Raw genomic sequence first — 25,247 nt, 5'->3', positions numbered from 1 at the left:
AATAACAGGTGTGTTGTCAATAGTTGCTTACACATTGGGCTCTGCAGTATTTGGGGTGGTCGGTTGCTGTATCGCGAGAGTCATAGTTATGGCTGGTACAGGCCTATGGTCCACGAGTGTTCTCCGCCATCGTTACTACGGAGCCGCTCCGCGGATCGATGCCGTGTTTCAGCCACGACACTCCTCAAAGCAACGTCCGATTGCCAAGCCGCGGTATTGATATTTGCGTTCTCCGAAAAACGGTTATTTGTGCAAGGGTGGTTATGAGCTCGACGCAGGAATACGCGCGACTTGGCCATACGCCTCATTAGCCAATAGCCTGACTGAGCAAACTCGGGCGAGCAATATCTACGCGAATTCTTAATACGCTTTGGATAATTCGACCGCTAGCCATCCAGGCTCGCCGACGTCGACAACCTCACCAACTCAGGTTTCGAGTTCCTTCGCGGGGATGAGGAGTTCACTGGATAACAAGTCGAATTTGATCAGATCGATTTGATGGACTAGGTCGCCCCTGCATCGGTATTCGCGGAGCACCGATCCGACGCGAGACGCCGCCCTACTTGCTCACCCACCCAGTCGTCCCGTTCCCCCTGATTCCTTAACGTAAAACGTTCCACCGGGTGTGCCGTCGATCCGGACGAATGTACTTCCGATGGGAGCCGCTACCGTCCCCTCGGGTGTGCCGTTGCCAGACAGCCGTGGAGGAACGGGCCAAGTGCCGCCCACGGATGCGGCCGGGGCAGACCATCTCGAAACGGGGAGACCGGTAATGCGGTCAACATCCGTGAGGAACAGAAACCAGGCCTGGCGGGGGTGGGGTTTGATAAGCGGGGCAATTCCGCCCAGCAAAATGATGCACCGGTTCACGGATACTCGAAATGTCGCGGATGAGTTGTCTACGGCTGTGAAATCAACTAAGGGCGTCGTTGCGTTTTGAGCGTCGACGTAGCAGCCCTCGAAAGAGACTCTCTGCGAATTGACCCCAGCGAAAGCGGCAGCCTTCATTAACCGAAATTCGACGCCTGATGTGAATGCTCTGACATCTCTTACGATAATTTCGCCGACACTTATAGAACCTGCCGGTCTATTCAAAGTAATGACATTCGTGCATGTCTCCACCCAGGAATTGTTCAGAGCGAGGCGGCCCAAGAAGGGCGCCGATATAACTATGCACTCGGTGAGTAGATAGAAGTTTGCGAGCCTCATGTTGATGATTGGCGCTACGCTACCCGAAATTTTTACGCCAATTGGCGCGCCTGATAACGTTAGACGATCTGCATCAAGTTGGCCGCAGGAATCTAATTCCACAAGTGTCGCACCACTTGTGGAAGCTGTGGCTTCGATGCGCGTGTTATTAAAGTAGGCTTCGTAGACATTCCTAAGTCGGACCAGTGTCGTTGCTGAATTTGCACCGTGGATCGCGATATTAATAAGCCGATTCTCGTAAACGTTTGTATTGCCATCTCCGATATCTAGGCCGCCTGTTGGGTTAGTGAAACGGATAGCCGACGCTAATCCGGAAAAGTCACCTACGATGCTTGTGGAGTTTCCTGTTAGGACCAGACGCCTAGGGGATTGGACAAGATATAAGCCGGATGGGAAGTAAAGCGCTTTTCCTGTTGCTGCAGCGAGCGCCGCTGAAATGGCGTCAAAATCGTCAGTCACGCCATCGCCCTTGGCGCCATAATCTCTTACGTTGAGGAGTAGAGAACCCTTGCTGACAAAGTTGGAAGTTATATCGGCTGCCGCCACAAGTGGCTCCACCGGAAATAGTCCGGAAGTCATGGGGGCGTCGGTGCCCTGCTTGGCGCCGCTTCCGAAAACGGAAAGCGCAGCAACGCCGGAAGTTGCCGTGGCTAGGGTGCCGAGTCTCAAAATGTAGCGTCGTCTGACTGCGGTTTGTTCCAACGCTTTGGACGCGTCTGGCTTCTCGCTGCCGATAGACACAACTGCCACCTCGTTCACGGTCCGACTTTGATCTAGATTTTGCTGGACCTGCATGAGTAACGAATATTTCGGATTGGCGTCCAGCAATACTGAAAAACTATTTCGACCTGCAATTCTTATTGCATCATTAGGGGCAGGCCGACCAATTGGTGACTCGTCCTCCGGCTGGATAGTTCATCAATTGCAAACGCTAGTCGGCCGTAACAGCATCCACGACAGTAAGAACTACGCGTTTTCTCTTGCGTCACCACTCGCCGGTCTGCGTGTGGTACGCGTTCGGTAAGGACTCTGGACCTCGGGGCGGAGGTCGGCGCCTCGGGAACGCAATAGCCGGGCCTGGTTCAGCGGGGGCTCGCTGACCACGCATCTCTTCTGCGACTTTGTTGGACAGGCCCAGGGGACGATTATGTCAGTCGGTTCGCTGCCAGGAGGAACGGGCACCGGTAAGGGCGCGGCTTGGTCCCGAGAGGCCTTTCGCGAGCTGCCAGGAGCCAGGCACGTCGAAGTTGACTGGAATCTATTGTTTGGAGGCGGCAGTGCCGATTTTGCTTGTCTGCTTGATCTGCTCAGCCGTGTGCCGGTCAAGGAGCCAGTCCACTTTGACCATGCTCGCCAGACAGCGGAGATCTCGTCATCGAGTCCGTCCTCGTGCACCTCATCAAACTTTGAGGGGTGCCCGTCCCGTTTTGAGCAGGACTCTCGACCTTGAAGTTCAGAGCCAGGTCCTGCGAGTCACCTGCCACTCTGTTAACTTGAGCCCCTACCGCGTATCCAAATCCTCAAACACCAGGAACGTCTGAGTGTCCTGCACCCCCGGCATTGACTGCAGCTGGTCGAAGATGACCCTGCGCAGATGAATATTGTCGGTGGCGCGCACCAGCAGGATGACGTCGAAGTCGCCGCCCACCAAGGCAATGTGTTGCACCTCGGGAATGAGCCGAAGCTCTTCGCGTAGTTCGCGCCAGGAGTGTTGCTGCACCTTGAGCGTGACGTAAGCCGATGACTTCAAGCCGGCCTTAATAGGGTCCACCAGCGCGGTGAATTTAGTGAGCACACCTTCGCCCGTCAGCCGGGAGATTCTTGAGTACGCGTGGGCCCTGCTGATGTGGACGTTCTCCGCCACCTGGGTGACGGACATCCTTCCGTCGCGCGTCAGCTCGGCAATGATGTCCCTGTCCACTTGGTCCAGGGGTACTTCCGCCTGATCCGCTTCGACCTCGGCCATCGCATCTCCAATTCGTCCACAGTCTGGGCCCGTTACCCAGCTCACATTTGCAATTTGTCTTTCAGACTAGACGTTTCGGGCAAGCTTTTCCACGATTTTGCCCAGAGCTGGATACGAAACTTCTCCAAGGAACATACTGGTGACAAATAGTGGATACAGAAGGACGGACCAATGACGATCTCCGCAGACCACGAGGCCCAGGGTCTGGCTGACGCTCGGCCGGACGACCTGGAAGCAAACGACCAAGCTTCCGAAGTACGGCGCAAGTTCGGAATCAGCGTGGAAGACTACATGCTGCCTGCCCGCCATCAGATCCAGATGGTGGACCCCTCAGGCACGCTCAAGCCCGAAGCTGAGCAGGGCACCGAACCCGGCCACGAATATCCCATCCCCGGCGATACCGAACTCATGGCGGCGTACGAACAGCTCGTCGTCGGGCGCCGAGTCAACGACCAGAATTCCGCCCTCGTCCGGCAGGGCCGCATGGCCGTGTATCCGTCCAGCCACGGCCAGGAGGCTTGCCAGGTGGCCGCCGCTCTGTGTCTGAGTGAAGGTGACTGGCTGTTCCCCACCTACCGTGACGCCGTCGCCGTCATGTCCCGGGGAGTAGACCCTGTTGAGACCATGACGATCTTCCGCGGTGACTGGCACGGCGGCTACGACCCCACCAAACACAAAGTAGGCATCCAGTGCACGCCGCTGACCACCCAGCTGCTGCACGCCGTCGGGGTTGCCCACGCTGCCAAACTGCGCGGCGAAGACACTGTGGTGTTGGCGATGTGCGGCGATGGCGCCACCAGCGAAGGTGACTTCCACGAGGCACTTAACTTCGCAGCCGTCTTCCACCTGCCGGTGATCTTCTTCGTACAGAACAACAAGTACGCCATCTCGGTGCCCCTGAGCCACCAGTCCGTGGCGCCCTCATTGGCGCACAAGGCTGTGGGTTACGGCATGGCCGGTGAGCGCGTTGACGGCAACGACCTGGTCGCGCTACTCGCCGTGCTGGACCGCGCAGTGAAGCTGGCCCGCGAAGGTTCCGGACCGCTTCTGATCGAGGCCCACACCTACCGCATGCAGGCCCACACGAACGCTGACGACGCCACCCGCTACCGGGAGGACAGCGAAGTCGCCGAATGGACGGCCAAGGACCCCATCAGCCGCATGACGACCTACCTCACCGGCCGTGGACTACTCGACGACGACGGTTCCACACGGATAGCTACAAAGGCCGAAGCGGTTGCAGCGCAGCTTCGCGAAGGCCTGGGAGAGGACGTCCCGGTAGATCCGCAGAACCTCTTCCGCTACGTCTTCTCCAAGCCCACTTCGCAGCTGAAGGAGCAATCCGCTCTGCTCGCCGATGAACTCGCCCGTGAAGCATCCAGCCAGAAGGAGGCAGGCAAATGAGCCCCGCCGTCACCACATCCTCTGAGGCCACCGAGCGCGCAGCCACAGGCGACGTCAGCTCCGCCACCGCCAGCGCGGCGGCCAGCGCAGCGGCAGTCGCAGAAGCTTCCGGTCCCCAGACCATCACCATGGCCAAGGCGCTTAACACCGCGATGGCGGACGCCATGGAGGCCGACTCTTCCGTTCTGGTGTTCGGCGAAGACGTTGGCCGCCTAGGCGGCGTATTCCGGATCACCGACGGCCTCATGGCCACCTTCGGAGAACAACGGTGCTTCGACACCCCGCTTGCAGAATCCGGCATCGTGGGCATGGCCGTGGGCATGGCCATGAACGGAATGCGCCCCGTGATCGAAATGCAGTTCGACGCCTTCGCCTACCCGGCCTTCGAACAGATCGTCAGCCACGTGGCCAAGATGCACAACCGCACCAAGGGCGCCGTCAAGCTGCCCATGGTCATCCGCATCCCTTATGCCGGCGGGATTGGCGGCGTGGAGCACCACTGCGACTCGTCCGAGTCCTACTACGCCCACACCGCCGGCTTGAAGGTCTACACCCCGGCCACCGTGGCTGACGGCTACCGCATGCTCCGCGAAGCCATCGACTCCGACGATCCCGTCATGTTCATGGAGCCCAAAAAGCTCTACTGGTCCAAAGACCAAGTGGACCTGGGCGCCCTGCGGGCCGAACACGCCGCGAACGCTTCGGCGGGATCCAGCAGCGAGGGTCGGGCCGCCGTCGCGCGCCCCGGCACTGACGCGACGCTCATCGCCTACGGCCCCTCTGTCCCGACGGCACTCGCCGCCGCGGCCGCGGCCGCCGAAGAGGGCCGTTCACTCGAAGTGATCGATGTCCGCTCGATCGTGCCTTTCGACGACGAGACCGTCTGCGCTTCTGTGCGGAAGACCGGCAGGGCCGTTGTGATCGCTGAAGCCCACGGCTTTGCCTCCGTGTCCTCCGAAATTGTGGCCCGCGTCCAGGAGCGCTGCTTCCACTTCCTGGCAGCGCCTATCCGCCGCGTGACCGGTTTCGACGTCCCGTACCCCGCTCCGAAGCTGGAGCACTACTACTTGCCAAGCGTCGACCGCATCCTCGACGCCGTTGACGACCTTCAATGGGAGAACTGACCATGAGCGCAGAAATGCAGGTGTTCCTGCTTCCGGACCTGGGGGAGGGCCTCACCGAGGCCGAACTCGTCAACTGGCTGGTGGCCGTTGGCGACGAGATCCGCGTCGACCAGCCGATCGCCGAGGTGGAGACCGCCAAGTCCATGGTGGAGGTGCCCTCGCCGTACGCAGGCATCGTCGCCGTGCTGCACGGTGAAGCCGGCCAAACGCTCGACGTCGGGAAGCCGCTGATCTCGGTGGCTCCTGTTGGTGCCGTGGTCGAGTCTGGCCCCGCGGATGATGCCGGTCCTGCGGAGGTTGTTTCCGACGTACCCGTTGCGTCCGCAGCTGCCGAGGCTCCCGCAGCGTCCGTGGCTGCCGAGGCTTACCGGACCGAAGAGAAAGCCGGATCCGGGAACGTGCTCATTGGCTATGGCACGTCTGGTGGTGGCGAGACGCGGCGCACGCGGCCGCGGAAGGCTCCGGCTTCTGCTGTAGCCGTAGCGCCGGCGCCTGACTTCGCCGACCTTTCGTTGTCCCGTACGCGGATTCCCGGAAAGCTTTCTGCTGTGATTTCCCCGCTGGTGCGGAAGATGGCTCGAGACCACGGGGTCTCCTTGGACGCGGTGCCTGGCTCGGGCGAGAGCGGGCTCGTTCTGCGCCGGGACGTCGAGGCGCTCATCGGTTCGGTCCCGCGTGAGGCCGCGCCTGCGGAGGTACCGGCTCTGAAGACTCCGGCCGTCGCGGAGTCTTCCGCCGGGGTCAAGGATGCACGTACCGGGTTGTCCATTGCCTCGCGCACTCCGGTCCGTGGGGTGCGAAAGGCTGTTGCTGCGAACATGACTCGCAGCCGGTCCGAGATCCCTGAGGCGACTGTTTGGGTGGATGTAGACGCCACTGCGCTGCTGGAGATGCGTGCTGAGCTCAAGAAGCGCGAGCCGCACGGCGCTCCTGGACTGCTCGCCTTCATCGCCCGTTTTGTCACAGCTGGGCTGAAAAAGTTCCCTGAGCTGAACACCCGGATCGTCACCGCTGAAGACGCGGCGGGCGGGGAGACGCAGGAGATCATCGCTTTCGATGGCATCAACCTTGGCTTCGCTGCGCAGACGGACCGCGGACTGGTGGTTCCCTCAGTCCGCAATGCCCACCTGTTGAGCGCCCGCGAACTCGACGCGGAGATCCGCCGACTCACCGCTGTAGCGCGTGACGGCAAGGCAACGCCTACCGAGTTGGCTAGCGGCACCTTCACGTTGAACAACTACGGGGTGTTCGGCGTGGACGGTTCCGCCGCGATCATCAACTACCCCGAGGTCGCAATGCTCGGCGTGGGCCGCATCATCGACAAGCCCTGGGTGGTGGACGGACAGCTTGCCGTCCGCAAGGTCACCGAGCTGACCCTGGCTTTCGATCACCGGGTGTGCGACGGCGAGACAGCAGCTGGGTTCCTCCGGTATGTTGCGGATGCGATCGAGAGCCCGGGGACGGCGTTGGTGGATTTGTAGGGGACGGCGGGGCAGCCGGATGAGAGTTGGGCGGATTGTGTGCGAAACATGACCAGACCAGCAGTTGTGAGGAATCATTTAGGTGTAAAAAAGGGTTCAAAAGGGTGCCATTTAGAGATACAGTGACTGCATGGAGACGATGAGTATCGCTGGGCTGCACCGGAAAGTGGCGCGGATGGACATCCACGAACTTGTCCGAAATCTGAATTCCGGCCTTGGACCCACACTTGTTGCTGCCCTGTCCGGCGCCGCTAATAAGAGCCTTGCCATAAAATGGGCAAAGGATGATGGCCCGCAGCCACGCGCCGACAAGCAGAATAAGCTGCGTCTTGGCTACGAGATATGGCTTCAGCTAGTCCAGGCTGAGGGCACGTCTGTCGCTAGATCTTGGTTCATCGGCGGAAATCCCCTTCTGGATGAGGACACTCCTCTGAGTGCAATCCGGGAAGGGCGCGGCAAGGCTGTCAGGAATGCCGCTGACGCGATGGTGGAAGATCGCCAGGATATTTGAGGATGACAAATGAGGGGAAGGATTCCGCCACAGGGCTGCATCTGATCGCTGCGGCGGACGGCTATGCGTTCCGGATCACCAAAACTGGTCATCATCCCCTTAGGCCGCTGCCTCACGAGTCGTACAAGAAGAGATCTGCGTGGTCACGCTTCGACACCCTGGGTAGTACGGTCTATCTTGCCGAGAAGCGTGAATGCGCCTTCGCGGAACTCCTGGCCAGATTCAAGGCCAAGCTTGGCCAAGTCCATCCGCTAGAGAAGGATGCTCGGTCACTTGGAATGACCTTGGCCGAGTTCATTGAGGCGATCGATCAAGAAGCTGACGAACTGCAATATGAGCATTCAGGTTTCGTGCCAGAGGTTTGGTGCCGTGCTCGAAGAATCGCCAAAGTTTGCCTACCCCAAGACGGATGGTGGGTGGATATAGAGCATCCTGACACGATCGCCGCAGTGGAATCAGCACTTGGGAGCGAACTAGCAAAGTTGAAAGTTGCGTCATTGACGACGGCCGTGCTTCGCAGTGACCGGAGAAAAGTCACAACTCTCATTGCCGAGTGGATCAAGGGGGTAACCCTGCAAGACGGGAGTCAGCCGCTGGGTTTGGTCTACGCAAGCAAGTATGGATATGGCAAAAGCTGGGCCTACTGGATGCGCAGGATCGACGACGGATTTCCGGACGATTCAGTGATGGTTCTCGAACGCGAGGAAATACTCCCGGATAACCCGGACCTACAAGTAGTGCTTGAGAGATACCGATTGACTATGGGGGCTCCGCTGCACGAGCCTGCTGCCTACTGAAGGCTCATCAATTGTCGTCGATCCTTCAGCGAGCTTCCCCGCACCCGAGTTCGCCCACCAGCAGCGACGCCCCACCGTCCGGCATGGATGGTACCTCAGGGGGCGGTAGGCGGACCCATGGAAAGCGCCTCTTCAATTTGATCTGGGGTCGCTAGAATTCCCTGTCCACCGACGTGATTATCAGTCGGCCCGAGCACGAACAGCACATAGGAGCGTTGAGGTTCGTCGCAGGCGGAGCCACGTAGTGTGATCGCGACAAATGACCTGAGGAATAGCCGCTTCTTTTGTTTGGGCGGCGCTGTCTCGATTTTGAGGTTCCGGACTGACCAGAAGGCCAATTGTGAGCAGTGCCATTGCTCCGCATTACGATTAACGCTGGCCAAGGGACGGGCCCCGCACTGAGACTACTGGAGGGAGCCCATCCGGTACATGAAGGCGGCCATCGCGTCGCGGTTGATGGACTGCAGCGGCCGGTAGGACCGTGCCCCGCCAATTTCCGCCCACCCGGTGGAGATGCCCTTTTCTGCCAGCCAGGCTATTTCCTTGTAGAACGGCTGACTGATGGACACATCGGTGAACGGCGACATCGCCGGCGGCGTGTATGCCGGGGATCCTGCCATCCGGTACATGAAGGCGGCCATCGCGTCGCGGTTGATGGACTGCAGCGGCCGGTAGGACCGTGCCCCGCCAATTTCCGCCCACCCGGTGGAGATGCCCTTTTCTGCCAGCCAGGCTATTTCCTTGTAGAACGGCTGACTGATGGACACATCGGTGAACTGCGACATCGCCGGCGGCGTGTATGCCGGGGATCCTGCCATCCGGTACATGAAGGCGGCCATCGCGTCGCGGTTGATGGACTGCAGCGGCCGGTAGGACCGTGCCCCGCCAATTTCCGCCCACCCGGTGGAGATGCCCTTTTCTGCCAGCCAGGCTATTTCCTTGTAGAACGGCTGACTGATGGACACATCGGTGAACGGCGACACCGTCGGCGGAGCAACGCCCGAGACAGTCGTGCTAAAAGTGACCGACCACTGGGCCGTGGCTCCGTCGGCGAGGACGTAGTCGGTTTGGGCCCGGGCGGTGACCGTGACCGTCCCGGTGCCCGGATACGTCCCGGCCGGGACGATGGTGCCCCCGAGGAGGTAGTCCACCCCGGTCGTGGCCGGGATCGTGTAGATGTCCTCCGTCGTGCCGTCCTTGTCGGTGAACGTGACCGCCGCCGGGGAAACCGGGAACGGGGTGGACTTGAACGAGTTCGTCCACTGGGCCGTGGCTCCGTCGGCGAGGACGTAGTCGGTTTGGGCCCGGGCGGTGACCGTGACCGTCCCGGTGCCCGGATACGTCCCGGCCGGGACGATGGTGCCCCCGAGGAGGTAGTCCACCCCGGTCGTGGCCGGGATCGTGTAGATGTCCTCCGTCGTGCCGTCCTTGTCGGTGAAGGTGACCGCCGCCGGACGAATTGTAGGAATCACCATCGATGTCAGGGGATCGAGAATCTGGCTGTTGCCCTCAATCCGGGCGTAATTGCCTGCCTTGTCCACCGGCATGATTAGCGTGACGTAATAATCACCGGAGGGCCACGAAAGTGAGTCGATTGCGTCAGTCTCCGATGTGCCTGTGAACACGCCTTGCCCGGACGAATACACATCAGTCATCGTCGCCGGCTTGTATTTCCCGCCCGGACCATAGACCCAGAATTGAACCTGAGTTATCGGTCCTTGGTCTCTAATGATCCAGTTGAACTTGATCTTCTCTCCCGGACCAACTTCCTTCGGTGACGCGAGGGAGACGGACACCAGCTCAGGCGCACTCACATCCGCTTCAGTGCCGAACACCGTCGATATCAGGGGATCGAGAATCTGGCTGTTGCCCTCAATCCGGGCGTAATTGCCTGCCTTGTCCATCGGCATGATTAGCGTGACGTAATAATCACCGGAGGGCCACGAAAGTGAGTCGATTGCGTCAGTCTCCGATGTGCCTGTGAACACGCCTTGCCCGGACGAATACACATCAGTCATCGTCGCCGGCTTGTATTTCCCGCCCGGACCATAGACCCAGAATTGAACCTGAGTTATCGGTCCTTGGTCTCTAATGATCCAGTTGAACTTGATCTTCTCTCCCGGACCAACTTCCTTCGGTGACGCGAGGGAGACGGACACCAGCTCAGGCGCACCCACATCCGCTTCAGTGCCGAACACCGTCGATGTCAGGGGATCGAGAATCTGGCTGTTGCCCTCAATCCGGGCGTAATTGCCCGCCTTGTCCATCGGCATGATTAGCGTGACGTAATAGTCGCCGGAGGGCCACGAAAGTGAGTCGATTGCGTCAGTCTCCGATGTGCCTGTGAACACGCCTTGCCCGGACGAATACACATCAGTCATCGTCGCCGGCTTGTATTTCCCGCCCGGACCATAGACCCAGAATTGAACCTGAGTTATCGGTCCTTGGTCTCTAATGATCCAGTTGAACTTGATCTTCTCTCCCGGACCAACTTCCTTCGGTGACGCGAGGGAGACGGACACCAGCTCAGGCGCACTCACATCCGCTGCGACTGCCGGCGCGCTTCCCGCGAGACCTAGTGAAATTGCCAGAAACAAAGAAATCCATCCGGCGATCAAGGACTTCCAGAACCGAAAATTGGGCCCTTTGCTACTTGATTGAGTTCGAACAGATCGATCTGCATTCATAGCAGGCAATTAGGGTCCCCCCGGGAGTGATGATGATTGATAGTTAACTAGCGTCATACTACCGGCGGAAGTCCTCGATGATCGTCCAGGCTTTTCTATTGCAATCGGAGTACGTGACATCATATTGGCGTCCGCCATCGCCGCGCTTGCCCGCGGTAGTCGGTTTCGCCGGAATCTTGGTGGTCACCGCTCGCAGCAAGAGCGAGCCCGCGAGTTCTTCTTCAATCGCATGAGAAATGACCTATCAACAAGACTACGTACGGGGCCGTCCCGGCTGCCTCTTTGGTGACTTGAAAGCATAGGTGCGATCAAAGAGGGGGACTCATCGAATGAACCGCTGTCGGCCCTTGTGCCGCCTGCCTGATCGATAGCCACGGACCACCAAACGAGACGGGTTGAGGCCTCTAGGCGGCAGGCCGCGAGTTTTCCACCCACGAGCGGAGCTGATGTTTGTGCAGGTCAAGTAATGAAGAAGCCCAGCGACGGGACAAGCATGACGATGATCCAGACCAAGTTGCCCACCCGCCTCCTCACCCGCCCCCACCCCCTACTGCAGCTTCATCAGATTGTGCGTAGCCGGCCCTTCCAGTAGCTTCCCTGCTGCCGTGTACCTTGAGCCGTGCAGGGGGCAGTCCCAGGACTTCTCAGCGTCGTTCCAGTGCAGGATCCCGCCCAGGTGCGCGCATTCGGCGGACACCCTGCACACCACGCCATCCACGGTGCAGACAGCTGCCGGTTTCCCGTGGAAAAGCCCGGTGACGCCCGTGCCCTCGGCGGGGTTGGTTTCTTCGGTGATGGCCGGCTTCCCCTTCAGGGCCGCCTTGTCCCGGAAATTCTGCTGCTGTGTCTCTACGTTGAACGAAATCGTTGACGCGGCGCCGCGTGGACCCGTCACCCGGCGGTGGATGGCCCGTGCCCACGGGGCCTGACCGCTCCCCGTGATGTCCGAAACGACGTCCAGTGCAGCGGCAACACCATTGGTCATGCCCCACTTGTTGTAGCCAGTGCCGAACAGGATCTTGCCGTGGCCCCGCGGGAACCTGCCAAAGAACGGCATGAGGTTGGTGGCTTGGTAATCCTGGGCCGACCAGGTGTGCGTGACCTCGGCGTCGGGGAAATACCGTTGGGCCCAGCCGAGCAGCTCGTCCACGTGAACCTGCGTCGACGGCGCCCGGCCACCCGCGTGACCGAACCCGCCCACCAAAAGCAAGCTCCCGCCGTCGGGCACTGGATAGTCCCGCACAGACCGGGTGGGCGGCTCCGCTGAAAGATACATCCCCGGCGGAGGGCTCATGCCGTCCGGCAGCCGCAACGCGGCGGCATAAGAGCGATTCGGGCGCAGTTTGGCGAAGTAGAGCCCACGGTTCAGCATGGGTGTCCCGGTGGCGAGCACCACGTCGCGGGCGGTGACCTCGCCCTTCCTGGTGACCACCGTCAGGGGATCACCGTTCCGGACGTCCATGACGCGCACGCCCTCCACGATGCTTCCACCAGCAGCCTGGACATCGGCAGCGAGCGCGTCCAACACTTCCATCGGGTTGAACTGCGCCTGGTGCGCAAGTCGCAAGGCGTCGTCGACGTCGAACGGCAGCCCCGTCTCTCGGGTGGACTTGACGTTGAGTCCGGCAGCCCGGGCCACGAAGGCTTCCGCGCGGAGCCGATCCGCGCCGGCCGGAGTGGTGGCGAAGGTGTAGGCATCCCGATACTGGAAAGGCACACTCCGCTCCTCAAGATAGGCGAGCAGCCACTTCTGGCCCGCCCTGTTCGCGTCGACGTAGGCACGGACCACGTCCACGGGGTACTGGTTACGTAGCGCAGACAGGGTTGTGCCCTGCAACAGGCTCAGCTTGGCGGTGGTGTTTCCGGTGTTGACTGCGCCGACATGCCGGGCCTCAAGGACCAGCACGTTGCTTCCCGCCCGTGCCAGCATGAGCGCCGTGGCCAGGCCCGTGATACCGGCGCCCACCACCACGGCGTCGTAACTGTTCCCGGGCGTGAATTCATCGGGGCTGGTAGCGCCTGCGGAGTCCTTGTCCGCAGCGCGCGTGTCTAGCCACAGAGAAGTCATGACGGTCCCACTTCCCTTCAACCGGGGCACGGTCCACACCGGAGTTAGCGCGGTGGCGGCCCGGTAGTGCCAGAGAAGCAGAAGGCTACGGTAGAAGCAAGAGGTGGCCGCCGACGTCGTGCATTCCTCGTGCCAAATCGACGCGATGGTCCGCCAAAAAGGGTCCCGGCAGACAGGTCTGTCTTGTGGGTGCGCGAGTAGAATGGCTATCGCCATGACTTCGCCAGATGCCTCGGATGCCACTGATCCGGCTTGGTTGCCAGCCGGACAAACGACCACCCGTGATGACGCGGTGGATCGCATCTTGGACGCCGCCTACGAGCTGTTTTCCCGGCGCGGGATCCGCGCTGTGGGGGTCGATCAGCTCATCGAGCGTTCCGGGGTAGCGAAGGCCACCTTCTACCGCCACTTTCCGTCCAAGGACGATCTGGTCCTTGCCTTCCTCGCGCTTCGTGACCAGATCTGGACCGTGGACTTGATCATCTCCGATGCCAAGAGCCGGGGAGAAACCGCCGAGGAGCAGTTGCTCGCCATCTTCGACGTGTTCGGCGACTGGTTCCAGCGGGAGGATTTCGAGGCGTGCTCGTTCATCAACGTCCTGCTTGAAATGGGCCGTGAACATCCGCTGGGGAAAGCCAGCATCGGCTACCTCGCCAGAATCAGGGGACACATCAAGGCGTTGGCAGAGGAAGCCGGGCTGGAGCATACCGAGGAGTTCGCACGCTCCTGGCACATCCTGATGAAAGGCTCCATCATCTCGGCCACAGAAGGAGACGTCCTGGCGTCCAAACGCGCCCAGCAGATGGCCGCATGGCTGATAGAACAGCATCGACCCCCAGGCCGGCCCATAACTTCGTGAAGCGGCCCTCTTGAGGCGCGCGTCGTCTTGAAGCGTCAGGTCCGCATGGCCCTGCCGGAACCACCGGGGAAGATGAGATGTCCGGCGCGCCCGCCCCACGTAGCCCATTCGCTGGGCTGAACCGAGGGCCGCCCAAGGTGATAGCCCTCTCCGACGGTTATTCCCAACCCGGCAATAGTGGCGAGTTCGGCCCTGGTCTCGATGTGTTGAGCGGTCAAGACCGCCCCGATCTCCCGCGCGAACCCTACCTCCGCTTCAACGATTTCCTGGCGGAGGGGATCCTGGTCGAGGCCTGCAGTCAGCCGCGGGTCCAGCTTGATCATCTCCGGCTTGAGCCGAAGGATATGGCGGACCGCAGCGAAGTAGGACCCCGTATTTTCGATGGACAAGCGCACGCCGGCGCTGCGCAGCGGCCCCACCGCGGCGTCGAGCGAAGCGGCCTGGTCCGGGGGAAAATGCCCTGATATTTCCAGGATCACCCGGTCGAGCGCCAGCGGAGTCTGATCGAAAAGTGCAGGAAGGCGCGGATCAAGGCAGACAGCATCGGAAAGCTTCAACGCCACGAAAAGCTGGGACGGCAGATCCAGCGCAGCCGTGAGCGCCGACTCCAACGCCGCGAATTCAAGATCCGTGCGGAGACCGGTGTCCTCGGCTTCTGCGAACCAGTAATCGGCGGGGTCTCCACCATCGCTGACGAAGCGGGTCAGGGCCTCCGCCCCGACGACGGTTGCCGTGGTGAGGTCGAAAACGGGCTGGAAGGCGGTCATCAGCATGTGGTCCCGGAGTACCGCCTCAAGCCGTGGGTTGCCAGGCTGCTGCGAGGAATCCGAGTCCTCGTCGCCCTCCGGTGACGCCGGGGCAGCGGTGTCCGGAACGCCCGAGTCCGGCTGTTGCGTCCTGAGCGAAGACAGGTGTTCCAGCAGCGCCTCTTCCGGACGCCCCGGATGGGCAGCAACATGCCGGCGAAGTTGTTCACGCACCGCATCCGTTGCCTGCGAAGAGTCCGCCAAGACTTCGTCGATGATTTCCAGGACCTGGCTGCGGAGCCCACCCAGATCGTCGCCGGGGCTCGGCTCCGCGACCTCCGGACTTGCCCGCATTCCGGCGGCGGTCAAAGCAAGAAAAGATGGCTTCTGCGTCGACATTAAATATTCCTTTGCCTTTAGCTCCGGCTGAGCCCGGGACCTGCAAATAAGGGGAATACTACAGCCGAACAAACCGGTCGGCTTGGATTGAGGTGAATTGGGCGCCGCGTTACTTTGTTCCCCGCTGTGGACGCGCGCCAGGTTCACGATCCTCCCAGCTCTCCGTGGGTAGAATCAAGGCCTGAACACTGCCGGAACGCATCTGAAGACGGAGAAACAATGTCAGCATGGCTCGAAGTCGGCCCGGACAACTACGTGCTGGAGACCGAGGGTTGCCTTCTCAACACGGGCCTCGTTGTGGGCACGGAACGAGCCATGGTGATCGACACCGGCTGCGGCCCCCGTCAAGGCCGGCAAATCCTCGCCGCTGTTCGCGAAAAGACCCAGTTGCCGCTCGTTGTGGTGAACACCCACGCCCACTATGACCACTACTTCGGTAACGCCGTTTTTGCCGACGACGGCGTCACGGAGTTTTGGGGGCACGTCAACTGTGCAGCCACAATCGACGACGACGGCGACCACCAGCGCCGCTTCGTCTCCGCCACGGAACCGGAGATGGCCGCGGGCAAGGGTGACGCCGTCGAAATCGTCATTCCCAACGCGATCGTCAAGGACCAGCCCGTCCTGGTTGACCTCGGCGGCCTCACCGCAACCCTGTTCTACCTGGGCCGCGGCCACACCGACGGCGACCTCCTGGTAGGCACGCCCAGCACCCTCTTCGCCGGTGACCTTGTGGAACAAGGCGCGCACCCCTCGTTCGAGGACTCGTACCCGGAGGACTGGGCAGACGTTCTGCGGCACATCTCGGCCCTGCGCCACCGCTACGAATTCCTGATCCCGGGCCACGGCAGGCCCTGCAGCGACCAGTTCGTGAAGACCATGGCCGACACCATGTCCACAGCGGTACGGCAAGCGAGGCAGTCGATCCGGGACACGCCGTCGGACGCCACCAAAGCGATCCCGGTGCTTCCCTACGGACCCGAACAATCGCGCTGGTTCATCAAGCGGCTCCAGGAGACGCAGGCGCACCACTAGCTGGCGGGAGCTGGAGCGCGCGAGTTGGCAGCAGATGCCCCAAAAATCACTTTTGAGGGCATCTGCTGCCAACTCGCGCTCAGCGTCCCGAGCCGTTTGTCGCCGCGACATGTACCGTGACGCCCAGTTCTTGGATGTTTTCCTGGGTGTCGTGCTCCAACTCGTCGTCGGTGACAACGGCGTCGAGCTGCTCGATCGGCGTCACACGGAACTTGGCGAAGGTGCCGAACTTGGTGCTGTCAGCGAGCAGGAAGCAGCGCGACGCGGATTCGAGCGCGGCCAGCTTCATTTCCACCTTGTCCATTGACGGCGTGGTGACGCCGCGGGACAGGCTCCATGCGCCCGTGCTCATGAAGAACAGATCGATGTTGATGTGCTTGATGGCGTCGGCTGCCATGCGCCCTGAGCTTGAGGCGCTGGAAGCATCCACCACGCCGCCGGTGTGGATGGTCTCAACGTTCGGGTACGCGAACAACGACGTGACCACGTAGAAATCGTTGGTGACCACCGTGATGTTCTTCCTCGCGCCGAGGTAGGGGACCACTGACTGGCACGTGGTGCCGGCGTCGAGGAACAGGACCATATCGTCCTCCACGAACTGGGACGCGAGCTCGGCGATGGCCTGCTTTCGCGGCAACTCCAGCTGCGCACGCGATTCCCTCTCCCGCGGCGGTTCCTGGCTGGTCCTCTCGGCCAGGCGCACCCCGCCCTGGACCAACAACACGTGCCCGGCATCCTCGAGGGCCGTGATGTCGCGCCTGATGGTCATGTGGGAGACGTTCATGGATTCCGTGAGGCTGCGGATGCTCAGCACCCCCTCGCGGCGAAGCAAGCGGAGGATCTCCTGGTGGCGCTGCTCCGGGATCAGGGGAGGTGATGACGCACTCAAGGCTGCTCCTTCGTTGGTAGACAACCCCATCTTAACAAGTTTTCACAGACTGTTCCGATTTGTGAATATTTGGGGTAATCTCTTAATGATGTTAAACAAATTTGAAGTACTCGAGACCATCGTCCGCACCGGCGCCTTGCTGATTGCCCGCCTGGACAGTGCCGACGAGGCCTACCGCGTATCTGAAGCTGCCATCGAAGGCGGCATCCGTGCAGTGGAGGTCCCGTTGACCGTTCCAGGTGCCCTGGGAGTCATCGAACGGCTTGCCGACAAATACGGGGACCAGGGCATCGTGATCGGTGCCGGGACCGTGCTCGACGCCGAGGCCGCCTTCGCGGCCATCTCGGCTGGCGCGCGGTTGCTGGTCAGCCCGCAATTCAACCCCAAGATGATCGCCGTCGGGAACCGCTACCAAGCTGTCACCGCCAGCGGCGCTTTCACCCCCACGGAGGTCGTCAACACCCTCGAAGCCGGGGCGGACATCATCAAGCTGTTCCCCGCCGAACTGGGCGGCCCTTCATACGTCAAGACCATCCTGGCGCCCCTGCCGCAGGCACCCATCATGCCTTCCGGCGGAGTTAGCCCCGCGAATGTCGGCGCCTGGTTCGACGCCGGCGTGACCGCCGTCGGCGTGGGAAGTTTTGTGACAAAGGCGGCCCAGAACGACGGCGACTACGGACTCGTTGCCCGCGCTGCCCAGACCTTCCTGGCAGCGATCGGCGAAGCCCGGCGCTAGCCGAAACCCGGCGGAAGCCGACACTCGGCACAGCCGAAACCCGGCACAGCGGAGTCCGGCACGGGCCGGCAAACAAAACCGGCAGGAGCCGGCGAAAGCACAACCCGACAAGGACTGTCGGTCAGAACACAAAGGAGTGAGCTGCATGAGCCAAGCATCAGCAGATATAGACGCCACGGATACCAAGCCCCTGAAGCGCGTGAGAATCAGGTGGTACCTGGTAGCTCTGCTGGTCATCGGCGGGATCGTGAACTACCTGGACCGGAACAACCTCAGCATCGCTAACACCACCATTGCCAAGGAATTCGGCCTCAACGCGTTCCAGATGGGGCTGCTGCTCTCGGCATTCTCGTGGCCGTACGCGATCGCAAACCTGCCGGCCGGCTACCTCGTGGACAAATACGGTCCCAAGCGCATGTTCGCCTGGGCAGCCGGACTCTGGTCCATCATCTCGATGCTGTCCGCCCTCGCCAACTCCTTCGGCTTCCTGTACGCCGCCCGCGTGGCGCTGGGCATCTCCGAGTCCCCGTTCTTCACCTCCGGGCTGAAAGTGGCCGACCGCTGGTTCAACAAGACCGAGCGCGCCCTGCCGGTCTCGATCGTCAACACAGGCTCGCAGATTGCCAACGCCATCGCCCCGCCGCTGCTGACCTTCCTGCTGCTGACCATGACCTGGCGCGGCATGTTCATCGTCATCGGCGCACTCGGCGTGATCATCGCCCTCGTTTGGCTCCGCGTCTACCGCGACCCCACGCTCAAGGAACAGTTCCTCATCAAGGGTGCCGAGTTCGAGGAGCAGTCCAAGCCCAAGGAAAAGCAGGCCGGTTGGGGCGAACTCCTCAAGCAGAAGAACACCTGGTTCATGGTCCTGGGCGCGTTCGGCATCTTCTACACAGTCTGGGTCTACCTCACCTGGCTCCCGAGCTACCTGCAGACCGCCCGTGGCTTCAGCCTCAGCCAGAGTGGATGGCTCGCAGCCCTTCCGTTCCTCTGCGGCATCATCGGTGTGCTGACCGGCGGTGTGATCTCCGGCAAGGCCATCCGCCGCGGCATCCCCACCGTCACCGCCCGCAAGCTCCCGATCGTCGGAGGCGCACTGCTTGCCGCTGCAGCCGTCCTGCCCGTTGCCTACGTTGACAACAGCGCCCTGGCCATCGTCCTGCTCTCTGTCGGTTACTTCGCCGCCCAGGTGCCGATCGGTGTCCTTTGGACGCTGGCCGCGGACATCGCAGAACCCACCCAGGTTGCATCCTTGGGTGCCATCCAGAACTTCGGTGGCTTCCTCGGCGCAGCGCTGGCCCCGGTGGTCACGGGCTTCATCCTCACCCAGACCGGCGGCAATTACACCCTGGTCTTCCTGATCGGCGGAGTCCTGCTGGTAGTGGGTGCCCTCTCCTACGGCTTCTTTGTCAAGGACCGTCGGGCCGCAGTGACGGCGTAGCTTGAGCAGCTGTGGCGGGGACGGCAACAATGCCCACCCGCCACAGCCGCTTTGTTGGAAGAATTGATCCAGAGTTCAATGCAGAACAGACAGTTGAAGACAACCATGCCGAAGGTATTTTTCGTGATCGGGCCGGCGGGCTCCGGCAAGTCGAGCGTCAGCAAGCTCCTCGCCGAACACTACGGTGCCGCCTACATCGACAAGGACACGGCCACCAAGCGATTCACGGAGCTGCTCCTGACGCTCAACGGCTCCGACCCGAACGAGCGGGACAACAACGAGTTCTACCAGCAGGCCATCCTGCCGCTGGAATACGCGTCCATTTTGGACCTCACCCGCGACAACCTCAACATTGGCCGCTCCGTGGTCCTGGACGCACCTTTTGGCAAGTTCTTCGCCGATCCGGACTACCTCATCAATGCCCGGCGGGAGCACCGCTGGCCCGACGCCGAGCTGATCGTGGTGCATGTTCGAACCGATGGCCAAGCCGTCAGGGAACGCCTTGTTGCCCGCGGCTACGAGCGCGACGAGTGGAAGCTCAACAACTGGGAGCAATTCTGGGCGGCATCCCAGGCCAACGCCTGCGAATGGAAAGCGGCCCGCCACGTCGAGTTCGACAACAGCGGCGAGGCGATCGACGTCGAACTCCTCGACCGGGCTGTCGCCGTCGGCGCTGTTCCGCCGTCCGACGCGCCTGCCTGACTGCCGCTGCAGAGCCTTCCAGGGCCGCGCCGCACGCCAGCCATGACGGGTTTGTGACGGTCTCCACCTAGAATTGCTGGTTGAAGCAATCCAAACGAGAGCCGCGGCGCACAACGCCGCGAGTCCTAGGGGACAAGACCATGCCGGATTCTGTGGATAACGAAGCGAGCGCCGCTGCATCAAGCGAAGGGCAGCCGGAACTTCGCCGACGCCGCGATCGCCGCCGCGCAGAGGGTGACGACGACGCCTGGACAGGAACTATGCCGATCATTACGCCGAACGATTCCGACGCACCCGCAGCACCCGCGGGACCGCTTCAAAGCAGATCCTGGGCCGAAGCGGCAGCAGCCGCCGACGCGTCCATCGAGGCGGAACCGGTCCGTGAAGACTCCAGCCGGGAAGAAGCCGGCTTTGAGGGCCCGACGGCGGCAGCACCGGCGTCGGGCGCTTCTTCCTCAACCGCAGGACGGGCCGGACGCGCCGCAGCCGCAAACGCTCCGATTTCCGACTTCATCTCCTCGCCCGGTTCCTTCGTGAAGGAGCAAAAGCCGCGTCCCATCGGCGGCTTCCGCGGCATGCTCTACAAGCTCACCGGCGGCGCCTGGAACCTCGGGCCGAGCGCCAAGCAGCGCGAGGAAGACGAGCTGGCGCTGCGCATTTCCCGGCAGCTCCAAGGCAGCTACAACACCGCCGTCCTGAGCCTCAAAGGCGGAATCGGCAAGACTTCCACCACGGTAGGCGTTGGCCTCACCCTCGCGGAATTCCGCGGCGATCCGCCCTGCGCCATCGACGCCAACCCCGATTCCGGTGACCTCGTGGAGCGGGCCCTGGGTGAAGGGATCTACCAGAAGGCCACTCCGCGCACCATCACGGACCTGCTTAAGAACGTCGACAACGTCGATTCGCTCACGGCGCTGGCCCGGTACATGCACCATGCCGGCCGACTGCACCTGATTGCCGGCGAGCAGGACCCGGAAGTTTCGGACTCTTTAACCGCCGAGGAGTACCTGCGCATCCGCCAGTTGATCTCCGCCTACTACTCCGTTGCCCTGACTGACTGCGGCACCGGCGTCACCCACAACGCAATGAGCGGCATCCTGCAATCGGCAGACAACCTGATCATCGCCGCCGGCTATGCCGTGAGCGGTGCCAAGCGTGCCCGTAGCACCCTCCAGTGGCTTGCCAGCCACGGCTACGAGGAGCTGGCCCGCAACGCGATCGTGGTGATCACGGACAAGGACGAAGTCTCATCCCGCGTGGACAAGGACGCCATCGAGGAACACCTCTCGGGGATCTGCCGCCAGCTGATTGCCGTTCCGCACGATAGGGGAGTGGCCGACGGCGACCTGGTCACTCTGGATGTTCTGCGCCCCGAGACCCGCCGAGCCTACAAGGAGATCGCGGCCGCGATCGTGGACGGGTACGTGTAGCGCCTCCTCTCTTCGGAGCCCTCCGCCCAACTAGCTCGCATTAGATGTCGTTTTGAGGCTTGATAACGACAACAACTGCGAGTCAGTTGGGTGGGACTACTTAGCAATTCGTCTTTTTTGCGCTCACAACACTCTATTTACTACCTGGATTGCTCCCGGCTTGGTCGGTTTCTTACCCGACTGCTACGTGGATAGCAAATTGTCGCTTCCGCCCAGACTTTCCTAAAGTTGGTGGCGGACGTCTTCCGCTGTGCGGGGCGTCCTCGCCATGACCGGGAACTGGGCCCGGGCATGGTGCACCCTCGTCCTTCACCTTTGCGACACTTTGCTGCGCCCGTTTCTGAACTCGCGGCCGGCACCCAGGAGCCTCATTTTGATTCCAAGAAACCTTGCTTTCGCGTTCGCTGCTTTGCTTCTCCTCGGGCTGACCAGTGCCTCGGCCGGCAATTCCGGTCCTTCCGCCAACACGCGGCCTTCCACCAACACAGCGCCCGACGCCGGCCCCGCACCTATCGCGAACGCCGCGCCCGCCGCTGAGGTCGCCCCGGTCGCCACTCCCGCTGCGGCAGCGGCTCCAGTACCTCCCGCCGTTCCGCAGCCTGCCGCCGCTGCGGCGCCCGCCGTCGTCGTGCCCCAAGCTGCCGCCGTACCCCAAGCTGCCGCCGTACCCCAAACTGCCGAGGGCGGCTCGGTGAAGGTGCTCGACACCACCGCGGCCATCACCGATCCCGCCTGGTTCCGGCAGGCCTACGCCGAGGGCTTCCGTCTCTACGTGATGCACTCAACGGTCTGGGGCACGTGCACTGCGTGGACACAGACCCAAGCGCAATTGAAGATGGCGCTCGACGCCGGCCTCAAGATCGCGGTCTACACGCGTGACGCTTCGTGCTGGGAAGGCGGCATCAAAGCCGCTGGACCGTACATGTCGCAGTTGCAGTTCTTCGCCCTGGATGTCGAGCCCGGGAGTTCGCCGGTGACGCGGGCCATGGTGGACGGCGTGCGGAGCCTGGGTGTTCGGCCCGTCATCTACAGCGGCAGTGGCATGTGGCCCGGGTTGATGAACAACAGCACCGCGTTCTCGGACGTACCTCTGTGGGATGCCGACGCGAGCAACATCGACTACGCCAGCTGGACCGCGAACTACCTGGCTCCAGCCCCGGTGCAGTACGGCGGCTGGAACACGGCCGGCACCATGCGCGTGGGGGTCCAGCAGAAGTTCGAGCACACCCTGAACGGCATCAACGTGGACCTGAACTCCTTCAGCGCGAGTTTCCTGAAGTAGGCGCTGCACTCCTTTCCTTGCGCGGCGCTAAATTCCTGACGCAGACGGAATTCCGGGGGCGTCAGGAAAGCATGGTGTCGGAGGGCACGGAGCGCGTCGGGATTATTTCCCTGGAGTTGTCCACATGGAGGAATTCGGTGCTGCCGCGGGCCGCAGTCCACGTGGCAGTTTCTTACGCATGACCCAGTTGCCCCGTCTGATCCTCAGCCGAGATCACCTCCTTTACGGAACGACTCTCAAGGAACTCGCCCGGAGTGCCAAGGCGGGAGCCCTGCATCGCGTCCGTCAGGGAGTGTACGTCAACGGCGCTGCATGGGCTGCGCTCAAACCGTGGGAACAATACCGTGTCCGGGTCAGCGCTGCGGCCGAAACCTCCAGCGCACGGACCATCTTCGCCAGGCACTCGGCAGCCTCGGTATGGGGGATCCCCACCATAGGCCTCCATCATCCAGTGCAGGCCGTGACCCTACAGAACGACGGCGGCCGCTCGCGTGCCGGGATATCCCGCTACTACGCGGACCCCGCTAGCCTTGTGGTGCATCGCCGCGAGGGACTACTGGTGACGGACAGGGTATGCACAGTACTGGATCTGGCCGCGTTCACCCCGTTCGTCGAATCCATCGCTCCTTTGGACCACGTGCTCAAAGCCGACCGGAAACGGGGACTGCCCGCCATCACGAAAGAGACTCTGCTGGCACGAGCGGATGGAATTTACACGGCGGCGGCCATCCGGAGGATCCAAACGGCGGTCGATTTCGCAGATCCCTTGTCCGGATCTGCCGGGGAATCCTACAGCCGCGCTTTGATGCACGCTGCCGGATTCGAGGCTCCAGTCCTTCAACGTGAATTCCGCGACGAAGCGGGCCTGGTGGGCTATTCGGACTTCTATTGGAAGGGCGTGCGGCTGGCCGGGGAGTTCGACGGCATCGATAAGTACCTGAAACCGGAATTCCTCAAGGGACGCACCCCCGCTCAAGCCGTCGTCGAGGAGAAGCTGCGTGAGGACCGGATCCGTGCCACGGGGTGCGGCGTCGTCCGATGGGTGTGGGCAGGACTCATGGCTCCCGGCGTGTTCGAACGGAAGCTGGCAGCGGCAGGTGTGCCCCGGCGTCGTCCGCGAGGGGCCTTATGACGCGCAAAATTCTTGGCGCTGCGAAGAATGCCTGGCGCACCCGGAAATCCCTGTGCGACAGGCATTTGGCGCGTCGTAAAGAAAGGGCGTCCTAGGATGAAGGGGATGACCAGCACCAGAACCGTCCAGCCTTTCAACCTCCGCAGCATTGCCTTGCCCGCCTTCGGGCCCGCGCTGCTGTTCTGTATCGGCGAGGGCGCGGTGCTTCCGGTAGTGGCATTGTCCGCCCGCGACCTTGGCGCTTCCGTGGCCGTTTCCGCGCTGGTGGTCACCTTGATCGGGCTGGGCTCGTGGCTTTTCAACCTGCCGGCATCGCTCATCACCATCAAGTTCGGTGAACGGTGGGCCATCGTGGGCGCGGGTGCTGCCGGTGCCCTGGCCTTGTTGGCCGCAGGATTCGCGCCCCTCCTGGCGCATAACGGCATCTGGCTGCTCGCCGCGGCCATGACCGTGGTCGGGATGTCCACGAGCGTCTTCAACCTGGCCCGCCAGAAGTACCTCACAGAGGCCGTCCCGGTCATTTTCCGGGCGCGCGCCCTGTCCACGCTGGGCGGCGTCACCAGGATCGGCGTGTTCATCGGCCCGTTCGTCGGAGCGGCCGTGATGCAGTTCGCCGGCATCAGCGGTGCGTATTGGGTTGGCGTCGTGGGCATGGCGGCCGCGGCGGTGCTGTCCCTCACCATCCCCGATCTCGTGATGCCGGACGACGCCGACGGCGGCCCCAAAGGACCCGAGCCCACCCTCCGCGGCGTTGCGGCCTCCCACGCGGGCGTGTTCCTGACGATCGGCACCGGAATCCTCCTGCTCAGCGCACTCCGGGCCTCCCGCCAAGTGGTGATCCCTCTGTGGGCGGATCACCTAGGACTGGACGCAACACACGCGTCACTCATCTACGGCCTGTCCGGCGCGATCGACATGCTCGTGTTCTATCCGGCCGGCAAACTCATGGACCGCAAGGGGCGCATGTGGGTCGCTGTGCCGTCCACCCTCATCATGGGCGCCGCGTTGTTCCTGATGCCCCTATCGGCCGAGTTTGTGGGGTTGCTGTTGGCTTCGCTCCTGATCGGCTTCGGCAACGGCATCAGCTCAGGACTCATCATGACGCTTGGCGCCGATTTTTCCCCGGACAAGGGCCGCGGCCAATTCCTTGGCCTGTGGCGGTTCATCTCCGACGCCGGTTCCACCGGTGGACCCGTCCTGCTCTCGGCCCTCACCGCCGCGGTATCCCTTGCCGCGGGGGTTTGGGCCACCGGCGTTCTAGGCGTGGCCGCTGCGGCGGTGTTCGCCGTCGCGCTCCCCAAGCTCAAGCACCGCCGCAACTACTAAGCCCGACGACGGCGGGACGCGCC

Annotated in this window: 20 protein-coding genes; 14 read left to right on the top strand and 6 right to left on the bottom strand. The window is 62.2% G+C overall.

What is annotated here, in order from left to right; all coding sequences use genetic code 11:
* Positions 1-567: 567 nt before the first annotated feature.
* Both ACX5I4_RS17025 and ACX5I4_RS17020 read right to left on the bottom strand, forming a co-directional pair.
* Positions 568-1,968 carry a glycosyl hydrolase family 28-related protein gene (locus ACX5I4_RS17025; protein WP_461837677.1) on the bottom strand — a complete coding sequence of 467 codons (1,401 nt, stop codon included), beginning with the start codon at positions 1,966-1,968 and terminating at the stop codon, positions 568-570.
* A 742-nt stretch (positions 1,969-2,710) separates the two neighbouring features.
* On the bottom strand, positions 2,711-3,175 hold the full coding sequence (locus ACX5I4_RS17020) for an Lrp/AsnC family transcriptional regulator (RefSeq protein WP_234748882.1): 465 nt from the start codon (positions 3,173-3,175) through the stop codon (positions 2,711-2,713).
* 171 nt (positions 3,176-3,346) lie between these two features.
* On the opposite strand from ACX5I4_RS17020, the gene ACX5I4_RS17015 reads away from it, so the two are divergent.
* From ACX5I4_RS17015 to ACX5I4_RS16995, 5 genes are all read left to right on the top strand, one after another.
* Positions 3,347-4,579 (top strand): thiamine pyrophosphate-dependent dehydrogenase E1 component subunit alpha, encoded by a 1,233-nt coding sequence (locus tag ACX5I4_RS17015; RefSeq protein ID WP_461837676.1) that lies wholly within the window; start codon positions 3,347-3,349, stop codon positions 4,577-4,579.
* Positions 4,576-5,703, top strand: a complete 1,128-nt coding sequence (locus tag ACX5I4_RS17010; protein ID WP_461837675.1) for an alpha-ketoacid dehydrogenase subunit beta — start codon at positions 4,576-4,578, stop codon at positions 5,701-5,703. Before ACX5I4_RS17015 ends, ACX5I4_RS17010 begins: the two co-directional genes overlap by 4 nt.
* Positions 5,704-5,705: 2 nt before the next feature.
* Positions 5,706-7,184: a dihydrolipoamide acetyltransferase family protein gene (locus ACX5I4_RS17005; RefSeq protein WP_461837674.1), complete on the top strand. Its 1,479-nt coding sequence runs from the start codon at positions 5,706-5,708 to the stop codon at positions 7,182-7,184.
* A 130-nt stretch (positions 7,185-7,314) separates the two neighbouring features.
* Positions 7,315-7,695 carry a hypothetical protein gene (locus ACX5I4_RS17000; protein ID WP_461837673.1) on the top strand — a complete coding sequence of 127 codons (381 nt, stop codon included), beginning with the start codon at positions 7,315-7,317 and terminating at the stop codon, positions 7,693-7,695.
* A 2-nt stretch (positions 7,696-7,697) separates the two neighbouring features.
* The gene (locus tag ACX5I4_RS16995; RefSeq protein WP_461837672.1) at positions 7,698-8,492 is read left to right on the top strand and encodes a hypothetical protein; all 795 of its coding nucleotides are present in this window, start codon (positions 7,698-7,700) and stop codon (positions 8,490-8,492) included.
* Positions 8,493-8,896: 404 nt separating this feature from the next.
* Here the strand turns inward: ACX5I4_RS16995 and ACX5I4_RS16990 are convergent, their stop codons facing one another.
* Positions 8,897-11,032 (bottom strand): S-layer homology domain-containing protein, encoded by a 2,136-nt coding sequence (locus ACX5I4_RS16990; RefSeq protein ID WP_461837671.1) that lies wholly within the window; start codon positions 11,030-11,032, stop codon positions 8,897-8,899.
* Between the two features lie 694 nt (positions 11,033-11,726).
* Positions 11,727-13,247, bottom strand: coding sequence for an FAD-dependent oxidoreductase (locus ACX5I4_RS16985; RefSeq protein ID WP_461837670.1), 1,521 nt, complete (start codon positions 13,245-13,247; stop codon positions 11,727-11,729).
* 214 nt (positions 13,248-13,461) lie between these two features.
* On the opposite strand from ACX5I4_RS16985, the gene ACX5I4_RS16980 reads away from it, so the two are divergent.
* A complete protein-coding gene (locus ACX5I4_RS16980; protein WP_461837669.1) occupies positions 13,462-14,106 on the top strand; it encodes a TetR/AcrR family transcriptional regulator in 645 nt (214 codons plus the stop codon).
* Between the two features lie 35 nt (positions 14,107-14,141).
* Here the strand turns inward: ACX5I4_RS16980 and ACX5I4_RS16975 are convergent, their stop codons facing one another.
* Entirely contained in the window at positions 14,142-15,251 is a 1,110-nt protein-coding gene (locus ACX5I4_RS16975) for an EAL domain-containing protein (protein ID WP_461837668.1), read from the bottom strand.
* Positions 15,252-15,470: 219 nt separating this feature from the next.
* Here ACX5I4_RS16975 and ACX5I4_RS16970 point away from each other — a divergent pair, with 219 nt between their 5' ends.
* Entirely contained in the window at positions 15,471-16,286 is an 816-nt protein-coding gene (locus tag ACX5I4_RS16970; RefSeq protein WP_461837667.1) for an MBL fold metallo-hydrolase, read from the top strand.
* 79 nt (positions 16,287-16,365) lie between these two features.
* Here ACX5I4_RS16970 and ACX5I4_RS16965 read toward each other — a convergent pair whose 3' ends face one another.
* A complete protein-coding gene (locus tag ACX5I4_RS16965; RefSeq protein ID WP_461837666.1) occupies positions 16,366-17,175 on the bottom strand; it encodes a DeoR/GlpR family DNA-binding transcription regulator in 810 nt (269 codons plus the stop codon).
* 88 nt (positions 17,176-17,263) lie between these two features.
* Here ACX5I4_RS16965 and ACX5I4_RS16960 point away from each other — a divergent pair, with 88 nt between their 5' ends.
* The 7 genes from ACX5I4_RS16960 (at position 17,264) to ACX5I4_RS16930 (ending at position 25,224) form a co-directional block, all read left to right on the top strand.
* The gene (locus tag ACX5I4_RS16960) at positions 17,264-17,911 is read left to right on the top strand and encodes a bifunctional 4-hydroxy-2-oxoglutarate aldolase/2-dehydro-3-deoxy-phosphogluconate aldolase (RefSeq protein WP_461837665.1); all 648 of its coding nucleotides are present in this window, start codon (positions 17,264-17,266) and stop codon (positions 17,909-17,911) included.
* Between the two features lie 145 nt (positions 17,912-18,056).
* Complete coding sequence (locus ACX5I4_RS16955; protein WP_461837664.1) at positions 18,057-19,352, top strand: MFS transporter; 1,296 nt, start codon at positions 18,057-18,059, stop codon at positions 19,350-19,352.
* Between the two features lie 105 nt (positions 19,353-19,457).
* Positions 19,458-20,054, top strand: coding sequence for an AAA family ATPase (locus ACX5I4_RS16950; protein ID WP_461837663.1), 597 nt, complete (start codon positions 19,458-19,460; stop codon positions 20,052-20,054).
* Positions 20,055-20,194: 140 nt separating this feature from the next.
* Positions 20,195-21,484, top strand: coding sequence for a MinD/ParA family ATP-binding protein (locus ACX5I4_RS16945; RefSeq protein ID WP_461837662.1), 1,290 nt, complete (start codon positions 20,195-20,197; stop codon positions 21,482-21,484).
* Between the two features lie 373 nt (positions 21,485-21,857).
* Positions 21,858-22,766, top strand: a complete 909-nt coding sequence (locus tag ACX5I4_RS16940; protein WP_461837661.1) for a glycoside hydrolase family 25 domain-containing protein — start codon at positions 21,858-21,860, stop codon at positions 22,764-22,766.
* Between the two features lie 178 nt (positions 22,767-22,944).
* On the top strand, positions 22,945-23,898 hold the full coding sequence (locus ACX5I4_RS16935; RefSeq protein WP_461837660.1) for a hypothetical protein: 954 nt from the start codon (positions 22,945-22,947) through the stop codon (positions 23,896-23,898).
* A 105-nt stretch (positions 23,899-24,003) separates the two neighbouring features.
* Positions 24,004-25,224, top strand: a complete 1,221-nt coding sequence (locus tag ACX5I4_RS16930) for an MFS transporter (protein ID WP_461837659.1) — start codon at positions 24,004-24,006, stop codon at positions 25,222-25,224.
* The last annotated feature ends 23 nt before the right edge of the window (positions 25,225-25,247 follow it).

The organism is Arthrobacter sp. MMS24-S77, from assembly GCF_054888235.1.
Note: the sequence above shows the minus strand (reverse complement) of the source record. Positions and strands in the feature narration are given on the sequence as shown.